This is a genomic window from Undibacterium sp. Di24W (assembly GCF_049340325.1).
GTDB lineage: Bacteria > Pseudomonadota > Gammaproteobacteria > Burkholderiales > Burkholderiaceae_D > Undibacterium.
Genome location: NZ_JBMPOP010000001.1, coordinates 270,100 through 284,034, shown reverse-complemented (window position 1 = coordinate 284,034; position 13,935 = coordinate 270,100). Strand labels below are relative to the sequence as shown.

7 protein-coding genes are annotated in these 13,935 nt (G+C 45.7%); 6 read left to right on the top strand and 1 reads right to left on the bottom strand.

The genetic code is table 11. The features are described 5' to 3' along the window. Positions 1-108: 108 nt before the first annotated feature. The 5 genes from ACO0KZ_RS01125 (at position 109) to ACO0KZ_RS01105 (ending at position 10,774) form a co-directional block, all read left to right on the top strand. On the top strand, positions 109-930 hold the full coding sequence (locus tag ACO0KZ_RS01125) for a rhamnogalacturonan acetylesterase (RefSeq protein ID WP_422991882.1): 822 nt from the start codon (positions 109-111) through the stop codon (positions 928-930). Beyond that, positions 927-3,683 carry a pectinesterase family protein gene (locus ACO0KZ_RS01120; protein ID WP_422991880.1) on the top strand — a complete coding sequence of 919 codons (2,757 nt, stop codon included), beginning with the start codon at positions 927-929 and terminating at the stop codon, positions 3,681-3,683. The genes ACO0KZ_RS01125 and ACO0KZ_RS01120 overlap by 4 nt, the downstream gene beginning before the upstream one ends. 75 nt (positions 3,684-3,758) lie before the next feature. Beyond that, on the top strand, positions 3,759-5,654 hold the full coding sequence (locus tag ACO0KZ_RS01115; protein ID WP_422991878.1) for a glycoside hydrolase family 28 protein: 1,896 nt from the start codon (positions 3,759-3,761) through the stop codon (positions 5,652-5,654). Between the two features lie 143 nt (positions 5,655-5,797). Further along, positions 5,798-6,736 (top strand): GGDEF domain-containing response regulator, encoded by a 939-nt coding sequence (locus ACO0KZ_RS01110; RefSeq protein ID WP_422991876.1) that lies wholly within the window; start codon positions 5,798-5,800, stop codon positions 6,734-6,736. Positions 6,737-6,775: 39 nt separating this feature from the next. After that, on the top strand, positions 6,776-10,774 hold the full coding sequence (locus ACO0KZ_RS01105) for a response regulator (RefSeq protein ID WP_422991874.1): 3,999 nt from the start codon (positions 6,776-6,778) through the stop codon (positions 10,772-10,774). Positions 10,775-10,794: 20 nt separating this feature from the next. On the opposite strand, the gene ACO0KZ_RS01100 is transcribed toward ACO0KZ_RS01105, so the two are convergent. Further along, the gene (locus ACO0KZ_RS01100) at positions 10,795-11,889 is read right to left on the bottom strand and encodes a LacI family DNA-binding transcriptional regulator (protein ID WP_422991872.1); all 1,095 of its coding nucleotides are present in this window, start codon (positions 11,887-11,889) and stop codon (positions 10,795-10,797) included. Between the two features lie 666 nt (positions 11,890-12,555). Between ACO0KZ_RS01100 and ACO0KZ_RS01095 the strand changes: the two genes are divergently transcribed. After that, positions 12,556-13,932 carry an MFS transporter gene (locus tag ACO0KZ_RS01095; protein WP_422991870.1) on the top strand — a complete coding sequence of 459 codons (1,377 nt, stop codon included), beginning with the start codon at positions 12,556-12,558 and terminating at the stop codon, positions 13,930-13,932. Positions 13,933-13,935 lie beyond the last annotated feature (3 nt).

Genomic DNA, 13,935 nt, shown 5'->3' with positions numbered 1-13,935 from the left:
GAGTTTACAACGAAAATTGTTAGGAAAATTATTCCAAATTGCAGCGCGTCTGTGCCGGAATGACATTTCGCTGATTTTCAATCCTATCGTAGTGAAAAATAGACAGCAATGAATAAATTTTCTCTCGCAAGCATCTTGGTTTGCACCTCTCTTTTTCTAAGTTTTCTGCTGTCAACTTCACAAAACGCCTACGCCGAAAGCAGCAAAGTGCGTGTAATCTTGGTCGGTGATTCGACCATGGCGACTAAGAGCGGTTATGGCGATGCATTGTGTCAGCGCTTTCAGTCCAACGTGGAATGTATCAATCTCGCGCGTGGTGGCCGCAGCTCGGGTAGCTTTCGTGCCGAAGGTTTTTGGGATAAGGTGCAAGAGCTCTTGCGTCAACCGGACAGCGCGATGATTACCAGTTATGTGTTGATCCAATTTGGACACAACGACCAACCAGGAAAGCCTGGACGCTCCACCGATCTGGTCACTGAGTTTCCTGTAAATATGGCGCGTTACGTCGCGGAAGTAAAAACTTTGAACGGTGTTCCTATTTTGGTTACGCCATTGACACGTCGTAGTTTCAAAGAGGGCGTGTTAGAAAATAATTTAAAACCTTGGGCCGACGCGACAGAAAAAGTAGCGCGCGAAACCAAGACGATTTTATTGCCCTTGAACGCAGAAAGCTATGCGGCGGTGCAGGCAATGGGTGAGGCAGAAGCGGACACGCTGGCTGTGACACCACCACCTAAGCTTGAATCAAAACCGGAATCAAGTTCAACAGACATCGCCAAATTAGAACCGCAAGGTGCGGCAAAGTCGGCATTTGATCGTACGCATGTCGGTGTCAAAGGCGCAGCATACTTTGCAAACATGGTGGAGCGAGAATTGAAGCAGCTAGTGCCAGTTTTGCACTCTGTCTTTAAAGCGGAGGGCGCGCAATGAAAACCATGCTTAATCATGCGTCATTGGCTTGTGTAGGATTAGTGGTTTTGACCGCAGTCTCTGCTACTACTTTCGCACAAGACAGTCGCCAAGTCAGTGAGCCACGCGTTCCTGCGGTCTGTACCATTTTAACTGCCAGTCAAACTCAGGCAGAGCATAGCAAAGCGCTCGATACGCAACGTATTCAGGCTGCATTGGATAGTTGTCCACAAGGGCAAGCGGTGCAGCTCGCTGCGAATAATGAGAAAGATAGTTTCCAATCTGGTCCTTTACGTATTCCCAGCGGGGTGAGTTTACTTGTGGATCGTGATGCGATTTTGTACGCGAGTAATGATGCTGCGCTTTACAACAAAGGAACTCAAGGAGGCAATCAAACTTGTGGTGTGAATGCTGAAAAAGGACGTAGTTGCAAACCATTCATTACGATAGAAAATGCCCGTGGTAGTGGCATCTACGGTACAGGCGTAATTGATGGACAGGGTGGTCAAACAGTGGTCGGTAAAACCGAAAGCTGGTGGCAAATGGCACGTCGCGCTCAGAAAGAAAAAAATGAACACAATGTGCCACGCTTCATAGAAGTGATTCGATCTGAAGACATCACTTTTTATCAGATCACTTTACGCAATTCGCCGAACTTTCACCTAACGCTGAATCGTGTCGATGGCTTTACCGCTTGGGGAGTGAAAATTGATACGCCATCAGATGCCAGAAACACCGATGGTATTGATCCTATGTCCTCTCGTAACATCACCATCGCGCATAGTTATATCCGGACGGGCGACGATAATATTGCAATCAAAGGCGGCAATAACGGGCCGACTGAAAATGTATCGATCTTGCATAATCATTTTTACAGCGGTCACGGCATGTCTATCGGTAGTGAAACCAATAGCGGCGTGCGCCGTGTTCTCGTCAAAGATTTGAGTCTAGATGGGACGACTTCGGGTTTGCGAATTAAGAGTGACGCCTCACGCGGTGGCGTAGTAGAGCAAGTACGCTATGAAGATGTCTGTATACGCAATAGCAAACGCCCGATTGATTTGGATACTCGTTACGATAAGAACGCGGTCGGCGATAAAATTCCTCAATATCGCGATATTGTATTGGAGCGAGTTAGTAGTCTGACGCCGGGACAAATCATAGTTCGTGGTTATGATGCCGCACACCCTTTAGCAATTCAGTTCAAACAAGTTGCGGTTGCGGCACAGTCGCCCCAGATACTGCAATTTGCTAACGTCGAGATTGATCAGCAGTCTAACAAAATCGCAGAAGCAGCGACCGAGTTACGTTGGCCTACGCAAGGGACCGTAGATTGCCAGACTAAATTTGTCGCGTTCCCAGCGATTACCCCAGTTAACTTTAGACCGCAGCTCAACGCGGAGCAGGCAAAATACTATTCCATCGAGCAAGCACTGCGTACCACAGGCGCTGCCGGCAAAGAAGTGCTCGATCCTTGGAACCCTTTAAAGGATGACTTGGTCAGTATAGCAACATTGCCGGTCGACTATGTAGTTGACGCCAATTCAGCGGCTGATGGTAAATCCCGTTTTACGACGGTGCAAGCTGCGATCAATCAGGCACTGCTAGATGGGCGTAAACTGCTGGCGGAAAAAGCGGGAAAATCTCGCTTGTATATCTTGGTACAGCCAGGCGTCTACAACGAACTCATGTATGTGCCCGAGACCGCTTTGCCTATCACTCTATATTCGAATGAAACCGATGCACTTAAAACGAAGATCTCAGCCAGCGTTCATGCTGCCTTGTTGGGTAGCGTTTATACCGAGCGTTTTGCTGCGCAGTTTGCGAAAACCGATAGTGCGATTCAGGCGATGTTTCAATCACTAAAAGACCGTCCTGTTGTTGGTACCAGTGGTACTGGCATCGCCTGGATTAAAGCTGATGGCTTTCAGGCGAAGAACATCACATTTGAAAACGCCTACAACAAAGACAAAGTGGATTTGAAGGCCGAATGTCCTAACACCAGTTGTGGTACGACCGCTGGCACAGCGCCTGTCGTGGTAGTGCAACATCAGGCAGTGGCATTAATGGTCGATGGTGCAGATAAAGTGCAATTTGAAAATATCCGCGTACACGGTTTTCAAGACACCTTATTTCTAAAGTCTCGCGCAATTGCACATACATCACGTAGTTTTTTTCATCGTTCGTATGTGGAAGGTAACGTGGACTTTATCTTTGGCGATACGACCGCTTATTTCTATCGCTCAGAAATTAAGTCTTTGGGCGATCGCACTACCTCCTATGTCACCGCCCCGAATACCAATGTCAAGACACCTTATGGTTTCGTGTTTAATGAATGTAACTTCACCCACGATGGCAGCGTCAATGCATTGGCTGGAAAATTCTATCTGGGTCGTCAATGGTTTCATACACAAAAATGCACGCCTTACGCAGGCATTAATATTCCAGGTTATAGCTGCACTGTGGCCGAGACTGATGCTTATCAAGCACCGCGTGGCACGATATCCAGAAATGTTTTAGAGACTGTGGGTAAGTCGGTGATTTTGAATTCCAAAATTGGCGCTCATATTCAAAGACAACATCCTTGGGCGGATTGGAATAGAAAAAGCGTACTGGCATTTCGTCCAGCGCAGTTTGCGATTGCGGACTACTGGCGTAACTTGATTGAGACTGGCATTGATCCAGTCAAGCAACTTGGCTACACCTCGCCTGAGCAATTGGCGACACGGAGTGCGGCTATCTTTCTGGCTGAATTTAATAACACGCAAGAGTGAGTTAAATTTGCGCACTATGATATTGGTTCGCAGCGAGAATTTATTTGGTCAAATATTTGAGACGAAAGCAATACCATGTCAGATTCAAGCAAGTTGTTCAGTAATATGAACAATGCTCACCCACAACGCCGTCGTTTTCTACAACTATCTTCTCTTGCGACTTTGGGCGGTATCACCAGCACGACTTTAGGTTTGCAAACCGCTTCTGCCGCCTCTCTAGAACCCGCAGATCCGTGGGCAGCAGCGCAAGCTATCGTTGATCGATTTGCCCAGCCTTTAAAATTTCGCGATGAAGATTTTCTGATTACACAATTTGCTGCGAAGACTTGCGAGCTGCGTTCGGTACCCGGCTGGGTATCATTTGAAGAGCAGACCGCTTTACCAAGTCCTAAGCCAGATTCATTTGACGTTTATCCGGCGATTGCTGCGGCGATAGCCGCTTGTCATAAGGCAGGCGGCGGTCGTGTAGTGATTCCGAAAGGGGATTGGTATTGTGCCGGCCCTATCGTCTTGCTATCGAATGTACACGTGCATTTGCAGGCGGGTGCCCAACTCTTTTTTAGCAATCAACCTGATGATTACGCGAAATACGGCACAGTCGATTGTGGCGCTAAGGGTCGTTTGGTGATTTCCCGTTGGCAGAGTAATGATTGTTTGAATTATTCGCCCATGGTGTATGCCTTTGGTCAAACCAATATCGCCTTAACCGGTGAGGATTGGACTAGTATTTTGAATGGTCAAGGAGGTGTCCCGTTTAATGAAGCCGGTGATTGTTGGTGGACCTGGAAAGGTAAACAGCGCACGATCAACTCAGTCGGGCAGGGCACAACACCCAATTTTACGGCAGGAAAAATGTCGGAGAATACCGTTAATCCGCTTAATGCAAAGGCCTTACGAGACATTACCTCGATAGAAAAAGATGATGCAGCGTTGATCCAAGGCGAAGCGGATCGTTGGCGCGCTGATGCGGCATATTTGCCTGCTTTATCAGAAGCGAATGTGCCATTGCCAAAGCGTGTTTTTGGGAAGGGCCACTATCTGCGTCCGCCCATGATACAGTTTATCGGCTGCGATAAAGTTTTGCTGCAAGGCTACCAAGTTAAAGATACACCGTTCTGGCAACATCATCCCGTGAATTGTCGTGATCTGATGATCCATAAAGTGCTGGCGAAAAGCCATGGCCCCAATAGTGATGGCTTCGACCCTGAGGCTTGTGAGTATGTATTGGTCGAATCTTGTACTTTCGATTCGGGTGATGATTGTATTGCGATTAAAGCGGGGAAGAACAGGGATACTCAATATGGTCCTTCACAAAATATCGTGATTCAAAATTGCACCATGCAAAGTGGTCATGGCGCAGTGACCTTGGGCAGCGAAATGGCGGGCGGCATACAAAATGTCTATGCGCAAAATCTTCTGTTCGAGAATATCAATTGGGCGACCAATCCACTCAATACTGCCATTCGCCTAAAAACCAATATGAATCGCGGCGGCTTTTTACGAAATTTCTATGTCCGGAATATCTCGATTCCGAATGGCGTGCAGACTAGTCCATCGTTTTATGCCACTTTGCCCGGTTCTCCCATAGCCTCGCGCACCGTGGCGACGGCGGCTGGTGCGGTCGTGACTTTCGATTGTGATTACGCACCTTTAGCAGACAATGTACGCACTCGACCACCCGAGGTCAGTAATGTGCATATCTCCAACGTCAGAGTCGGCAACGTTAAATCCAAAACGGGACAGCATTCGTGCTATCAGGCCATCGTGATTCTGGGACCAGTAGCTTCTGACTACAATGGCAGTCTTCCTTTACCCAAAATTCTGCCAGTGACGAATGTGTTTATTGAAGATTGCGACTTCGGCGACACCGTTAATCGCGAACAGCCCTTGTATTGGTATAACGTTCAAGGCTTGAACTTGAAGAACGTGAAGATCAATCAAACTATCTATACCAAGACGCTGAACACTTGATTAAATGATAAATATTGTTTCGTTTTTGTGGATTTTCACGTACTTGAGGAAAAATAGTTAGGTGTAATGTTTCTGCTAATGTATTGTTGAGTTTTGGAAATAAAGAAGTTTTTTGACTCGCAATTAATACAGATAATTAGTTTATGCCTGCTTATTCGCCCAAAAAGAGCACTCTTTTAATTATTGATGATGATGTGAATTTAATTCGCATCTTAAGTCAAATATTGAAAGATTTTGGGCGAATCTTATTTGCGGTCGATGGTGATCATGGCCTACAAATTGCTAGAGAGCATAATCCTGATTTGATTCTACTTGATGTCGGTATGCGACCTATGGATGGCTTTGAAGTATGCCGCCGTTTGAAGAATGATGACAGGACTAGTAATAGTACAATTATTTTCGTTACTGCGAATACAGGGATGGAAACCGAAGTCGCTTGTTTAAATGCGGGAGCGGTAGATTTTATTACTAAACCGCTTAACCCTCCTGTTGTGCAAGCTCGTGTGCGAACCCATTTGCGCCTAAAACATGATTCAGCCGCATTGGAGTCGCAGGCTCAACGTGATGGATTGACGGGGCTCTATAACCGTCGATATTTTGATAAAGCCATCAACGCAGAATATAGTCGATTACAGCGTCACCAATTGCCAATGGCGATAGTGCTTATTGATATCGACTATTTTAAAAAATATAATGACACCTATGGACATCTCGCTGGAGATGTCGCATTGAGAGCCGTGGCTCATGCGATTGAAGCTGCTACCAAACGCCCTGGTGAATTTGTTGCCCGCTATGGTGGTGAGGAGTTTGTCGTAGTCTTGCCACAAATCGATGAACAAACCTTGAAGCAATACGGTCAGATGATTTGTCATGAAATCCGTGCTTTAGAGATACCCCACAGCACCTCAGAGACTTGCCAGCACATTACAATTAGTGCAGGGCTTGCTCATGGTATTCCGGCTATTGATTCGTCACCGCAAGTATTGATCGATCAAGCGGATCAGGCACTCTACCGGGCAAAGAGGCTTGGACGGAATCGTTATGAAATTTTTTCGGCACAAAATAAGAGTAAAGTGTCATAGGAAATAGATTGAAGCGATAATTTATTGGGAAAATATCGGATGGCAAATTTCACGATGGGTAATCGATTTTTCATCACTCAAGCTTTAACGATAGGCTTAGCATATTTTTTCCTTGCTTCAATCTCCATTCATTTTTCAAAAGAAGCGGGTAATGTCGCGCAATTTTGGTATGCCAATGCCTTAGGTATCGCTTTTTTGTTGCAGTTTCAGGGTCAGCAAAAATGGTTGCTCACCTTTATCTTGGTCGGTGCCAATCTTTTCGCGAATCGATATATGGGCAATTCGTGGGAGCTGTCGATGGCCTTTGCGATTCCTAATGTCATTGAAATGCTAGTCGCCCCTTGGCTCGCAATTCGACTGAAGATCCAACTCGATTTCGATCAGTCTCCGGATACGGTGCTGAGATTTGTACTTGCAGTTTGCCTCTTGCCGAGCGGAATCGGCGCGTTAATCGGTGCCTACATCTTGATGTTGTTGAATTTCGCCCCATTTTCTGTAGTTCTCCCTACATGGTTCGTGAGTTCTTCGATCGGCACACTTTCCTTGTTGCCATTTTTGCTGTTATTAAAACGCAGGACGGTTTTAACTAACTCAGAACGCTTAAATTTAAAGACAAAGAGAACGTTTTTCTTTTATGCCATTTGCGTGTTGTTGCTTAGTTTTTTTGCATTACGTTATCTACCTTTTCCCTTCATTTATTTGGTTATTCCGTTAGTGTTTGCCGCTATCTATACAGAATCATTGGTCGTTTCCGGATTGGTTTTCATACAATCATTGGTAATTGCTGTGATGTTGCATTTAGGTTACTTTCAAAAGGCATTTGATTCAAGCAATGTGTTGTCCTTCTTGAGTTACTTGCCAATTTTGGTGACATTTATTCCCGTATTGGTTTTGATGGGGAGCATGAATTTATTTCGACGCCGAGACAAGCAACGACTTGAAACCGAGGCGGCCTTGCAGCGCAAGCATCTTGAGTTGCAAATGATTGTGAATAATGTGCCAGCGATGATAGGTTTTTGGGACTTAGATTTAAAAAACCGGTTTGCGAATAGCACCTACCTAGACTATTTTGGTTGGAAACCCGAGGACATGCTGGGCGTGCATATGCGTGAAATAGTCGGTGATACAGTGTACGAAAAAAATCTTCCGCACATGCAAGCCGCATTGCGTGGCGAACCGCAAGTATTTGAGCGGACTCTTGTGAATCCGAATGGTCTTACTCGTGAGGGACTAGCTTCTTATGTACCGAGTTACCGTGATGGGAAAATTGAAGGTGTGTATGTTTTTGTGAGCGATATCAGCGACATCAAAAAAGCACAAAGGGCGGAACACATTGCGCAAGAACGCTTGCAAGCCATCATTGATTCTGCGACGGAATTTTCCATTATTGCGACCGACTTGCAAGGAACCATCACGCTTTTTAGTGCTGGCGCTGAAAAATTGTTGGGTTATGCCGCTGCTGAGATGGAGCATAAAGTCACTCCCGCTTTAATACATGTTCCTGAAGAAGCGATAAAACGTAGTGAGGAATTAAGTGTCGAATTCGGTCGGCCGGTGACGGGCTTTGACGTGTTTGTTCTGAAAGCGACTTTGGGTACCACTGAAAAGCGCGAATGGACTTATGTTCATAAGTCTGGGAAGAAAATACCAGTGCGTCTCGTGGTGACAGCAGTCTTTGATTTAGATAGAAAAATAGTCGGATTCCTCGGTATCGCGAATGATATCTCCGACGAGAAAGAACTACAGCGTCTGTTGATTAGAGCCAAAGATGACGCAGAGCAGACTAGTCGGGCGAAGAGCGATTTTGTGGCGAATATGAGTCACGAAATTCGGACGCCAATGAATGCTGTACTTGGCATGTCCCAACTGCTCGCATCAACAGACTTGAGTTCCGAACAGCGTAAATATCTGGAGATGATCAAAGTTTCTGGGCAGTCCTTGATGGGAATTCTGAATGATATTTTAGACTTTTCTAAGATCGAGGCGAATCGTCTAGAACTATCGAATACCGAATTTGTTCTTGACGAAGTACTTGGCGCATTAGCCAGTATGATGGCGATATCAGTCGGTGAGAAGGATGTTGAAGTGGCGATCGGTATGGGGACTGATGTGCCAAAACGTTTGATTGGTGATCAGTTGCGATTGCAGCAAATACTCACCAATTTGACGAGCAATGCACTCAAGTTTACTGAAAAAGGTGAGGTCGCCGTTTTTGTCGATGCCGTTAAAGATAGTGCCGACCTAGAGACTAATCGAGTTTTGTTGAAAATCACTGTCAGTGACACTGGGATAGGGATGGACAAACAGCAGCTGCAGAAACTATTTCAGCCGTTTTCACAAGCAGATGCCTCGACGACGAGAAAATTTGGTGGAACAGGATTAGGACTGTCAATTTCAAACAGTATAGCCACTCTTATGGGGGGCACGATTGAAGTAAAAAGTCGTTTGGGGACGGGCAGTGAATTTCAGATTTCTGTCCCCATGATTGCCATCAACGATACGGCAACGCTGGTCAGTTCGACGAATAAAAAACGATTAAGTCTCTTGGTCGTCGACGATAATTCGACTAGTAATAATTACATCTGCAAGACGGTGCATTCATGGAATTGGGATACCGAATCAGCTACTAATGGACAGCAGGCTCTGGACATCGCGCGTGCCAAGCTCTCGGAAGGAAAGCATTTTGACGCCATCATTGTTGATTGGCAAATGCCGATGATGGATGGTTTAGTTACTATCAAGAGGTTGCGTGAGCTACTTCCCAAGGGAAAGACACCATTAGTCATTATGGTTAGCGCATTTAGTCGTGACAGACTGTTGCAAGAGCAAGCCGCAGATTATGCGGATGCAATCTTGATGAAACCGATTACTGGATCTAGCATATTTGATACCGTACATGAAGCGATCATGTTGTGTTCTGGCGTTGAGGTGATGCCACGTTACAGTAAAGCGGCAATTACACGAAGCAATCAAATCCAAGGCGCGAGCTTGCTTTTGGTGGAGGACAATCCTTTTAATCAAATCGTCGCAAGAGGCTTTCTGGAGCAAGGGGGCGCGACCGTCGATGTGTTGGAAAATGGCTATCTTGCCGTTGAACATTTGCGAATTCACGCAGAGAAGTATCATGCAGTCTTGATGGATGTACAAATGCCTATCATGGACGGTATCAGTGCCACGCGCATGATACGTAATGAACTGCATTTACATATCCCCGTCATCGCAATGACGGCTGGCGTGATGTATTCTGAACGAGAACGTTGCTTGCAATCTGGGATGAATGATTTTATCGCAAAGCCTATTGACGTCGAGCAAATGTTTTTAGCCATTTCCAAAGTATTGCCAGTGGGTCTCTTGGATAATAAAACGGAGTCGGGCTCGTCCGCCAAAGGCACTTTGAATCTTGATCAAGGTGATGCTGATCAAAGCAACACCGATCAAGCTAAAGATGAGTCCGGTATTTTTGATCCTCGCTCTTTAGAAATGTTAGGTAAATCAGATCCTAGGAACATGCAGAAGATACTGACTTCTGTTGGTGCGGTGGTCGAAAACGCGAGTGAACAAATACGTCAAGTCAGAGCAGCATTTGACGAAGCGAGGTTTGATGACGCTGCAAGAATACTGCACACGATGAGGGGATCAGTTGGCACCTTAGGCGCGAGAAATTTTGCGGAATTAAGTTTAAAGACTGAGTTGGAAATTCGTGACGGTGACAAAAAGAATATTGATCATTTGTTGCTGACAGCAGAGGACGCATTACAAAAAACAATCAATGCGGCGCGTCATTGGCTAGAACGAAAAAAGAATGTCGATCTAACCGAGCAGGGAACTGTGCTGCCGAAGCTTGAAGGTCAGGAGCTGATACATAAACTCAGAGTACAGTTGCAGAGCAATGATATTGCTGCTTGTGATGTATTTCCACTGGTAAAAGAAAACTTAAGTCAGAAAATTCCGGCGGTAAGCATCTCGCAGCTGGAGGCGTACATCAATGGTTTAGATTTTAAAAATGCCAAATTACTTTTGGATAAATTTTCTCTCTAGGTTGATGACCATTTTAAAACTCAGCGCAACCTGCGGGTCGTTTCGCGCACTACCAGTTCTAGCGGTGGGATGCTGGTTTCAACGACTTCACCATGAATGATATTGAGTAAGGCTTTGGTCGCTATCCGACCGATTTCATACAGTGGTTGCTTGACTGTCGTTAGTGGTGGGGTAGTGTAGGAAGATCCCGGCAGGTCATCGAAACCTACCAGAGAAATATCTTCTGGAACGCGTATCCCTTTTCGATACAAACTCAGACGCGCGCCGTAGGCACTCAGATCGTTGGCAGCGCAAACCGCAGTGAACTGTTGTTGAGTTTCAAATAAGTGGTTGATAGCCCGCATGCCGCTACTTTCATGAAAGTCACCTTCGACCACTAGCTTGTCGTCAAAGGGAATATTCGCTTCTTGCAGTGCGCGTTGGTAGCCAGTCAAACGTTCGGCAGCATCGCAATTATTCGTTGGTCCTGTAATGAATGCGATACGACGATGCCCCAATTCGATCAAATGACGAACAGCAAGCCAGGAGCCATATTCGTTGTCAAGTTTAAATCCCAGTGCTTTATCGGTATGAATGTCACGACCCGTTGAGACTATAGGCCGATGCTGGGCAAATTGTAGTACCGATTCATCCGTGATACGGCCGGACAAAAGGATAATGCCATCGACTTTTCTGGCCAGTAGTAAGCGTATCCTTTCTATCTCTTCGGCGGCATCCCAGTGGCCACTGACGATAACCGATGCATAGCCAGTACCTTTTAATGCATCGTCAACACCATGTAAAGTTTCATCGAAAAAGGGGCTGGAGATATCTTGCACCACGATTCCTATGGTCATGGATTTGCCTTTTTTCAGACCTTGCGCCATTTGATTTGGGGCAAAATTAGTCTTCGCAATGGCATCCATGACGGCTTGACGCTTCTCATCCGAGACCTTGGCGGTTCCGTTCAAAATGCGTGACACAGTGCTGGGTGAGACGCCGGCTGTACGAGCCACCTCGATTAAGGTGGTGGGTGCATCATTGTCGTTGAAGTTGCCGATATTGCTGCCTGATTTGTCGAGCGTATTCATATCGTTCAAATGGTGGTTGGACGGATTGTTGTGATTCTCGCTCAAAGCTTCTTGCTTGTGGGATTTTACTTGTCTAATTAATACTTAAGGCTAGTCGTTTTACTATGGTTTAGGGGTTTGTGTGGTTTAAATTGACATAAACGACGGGTCATTTTGTTGATGATCAATTGATCATCAGTAGGGCGCGCCGTGTGATGCGATTTCTATATTTCTCAGTATTCCAAATAATTAGCGAATGAGTTAAAAAACCTGTAGAAACCCGTTTGAAATGCTTTTCAACGTACTTGCATTTGAAGTATGCAACATCAAGCTAAATGGTGGAACTATCTCCAGGTCGGAAATGAAATCAAGTCGACTTGCTGGACCTGATTGCCACGTGCGAAGTTTATTTTGTGGTCTCTGCAATAGCCTATTTGCATATTGAGCTTATGCGCAAAAATACAATCTTGCAGAGCCAGGTCATGTAGCCAAGTTGACGAGTTCCACTCAAAATTTCTGTTGACTTCATTTTCAAGCAAAATGTATCATGAAAACGTTTTCATAGTGTTTAGTGAAATGCGTTTCATGCCGACTATAGAGTTTGAAACTTTTTAAAAGAAGTAAGTCCTAAAAAAAACTTGCAAGAAGAGACACTTGTAGCCCCCCACTCTTTGCCGGACGCTCTATGTGTTCAGGCTATACAACAAACACAAAAAGAAGAGGACTTTGATTATGCAGAACCAACTTAGCACGCGATCACCTTTGCTATGGGTGCCTACCGGTTATTTCACCATGGCACTGGGCTTCATGATGCTGACCAATGTCAGTGCCATCATGTTTAAAAATCTGGGCATGGATAATGGCAGTGCAGCGCAGTATTCGAGTATGTTTATTTTGGCGTACACGATTAAACCTTTGTTTGCCCCCTTTGTGGAAATGTACCGCACCAAAAAATTCTTTGTATTGTGCGCGCAAGTTTTAATCGGTCTGGGATTTGCCGGCGTTGCCTTGGTTATGTCTCTGCCTAACTACATGGTAATTTTGATTCCCTTGTTTTGGGTCTTGTCCTTTGTCGGCGCGACACAAGACATTGCTTGCGATGGGGTCTACGTGACCTCGCTCGACCAACGTAGCCAATCTCTGTACTGCGGCGTACAAAGTCTGAGTTGGAACATTGGTCCTATCGTCGCAGCTGGTGGCTTGGTGTATCTGAGCGGGCGATTACACACTGGCGTTTTTCATCATAGTAGCGGTAGTTTTGGCGAAGAGTGGATGGAATCTTGGCGCGTCATCTTCTTCCTCGTGGCGGGGCTCACTTTATTGATGGCAGTATGGCATGCACGCGTGATGCCTGATGGCGAACGAGCCAGCAATACGCCGACCAGCTTTGCCGCTACTGGAAGAATCATTATTGACTCCTTCCGCAGTTTCTTCGAAAAGCGCGATGTCTGGCGCATGATTGCGTTTGCATTCCTGTTCCGCTTGAGTATAGGATTTTTGGAGAAAATTGGCCCCTTCTTTATGGTCGATCCAGCGAGTAAAGGTGGCTTGGGTTTAAGCAATGAATTGCTCGGTATTATCTATGGAACCTATGGTCTGGCGGCGGTATTGCTAGGCTCATTGCTAGGCGGTTGGTTGGTCGCTAAACGTGGCTTGAAATCGACTTTGTTCTGGTTGTGTTGTGCTGTCAATATCCCCAATGTCACCTTCCTGCTGATGAGTATTTATTTGCCGGAAAATCTTTATTGGATAGGTGCTGGCGTGATTGTCGAGAAGTTCTTTTTTGGTTTTGGCTCTGTCGGTTTTATGATTTATTTGATGCAAGAACTCGCACCAGGTAAATACACGACAACACATTATGCCTATGGCACAGGACTCATGGGTTTGTGCGGTTTAGTCACCGGCGTGGTTAGCGGACACCTACAACAACAAATGGGCTATATCAGTTATTTCGTACTGGTGATGGTTGCGACAATTCCATCTTTTCTGGCTTGCTGGTTTGCGCCTTTTCATGTTTCGGATCGCTTAGCTGATAAAGAAGATAAAGCGAGTCTTGTGACAGAGAAAAAGTCAGACCTTGCTGATGTGGCAGCAGCGCAGCCTAACTAGCAT

Coding starts and splice junctions, on each gene's coding strand:
- ACO0KZ_RS01125 (WP_422991882.1), top strand. CDS start 109: ATGAATAAATTTTCTCTCGCAAGCATCTTGGTTTGCACCTCTCTTTTT.
- ACO0KZ_RS01115 (WP_422991878.1), top strand. CDS start 3,759: ATGTCAGATTCAAGCAAGTTGTTCAGTAATATGAACAATGCTCACCCA.
- ACO0KZ_RS01120 (WP_422991880.1), top strand. CDS start 927: ATGAAAACCATGCTTAATCATGCGTCATTGGCTTGTGTAGGATTAGTG.
- ACO0KZ_RS01095 (WP_422991870.1), top strand. CDS start 12,556: ATGCAGAACCAACTTAGCACGCGATCACCTTTGCTATGGGTGCCTACC.
- ACO0KZ_RS01110 (WP_422991876.1), top strand. CDS start 5,798: ATGCCTGCTTATTCGCCCAAAAAGAGCACTCTTTTAATTATTGATGAT.
- ACO0KZ_RS01105 (WP_422991874.1), top strand. CDS start 6,776: ATGGCAAATTTCACGATGGGTAATCGATTTTTCATCACTCAAGCTTTA.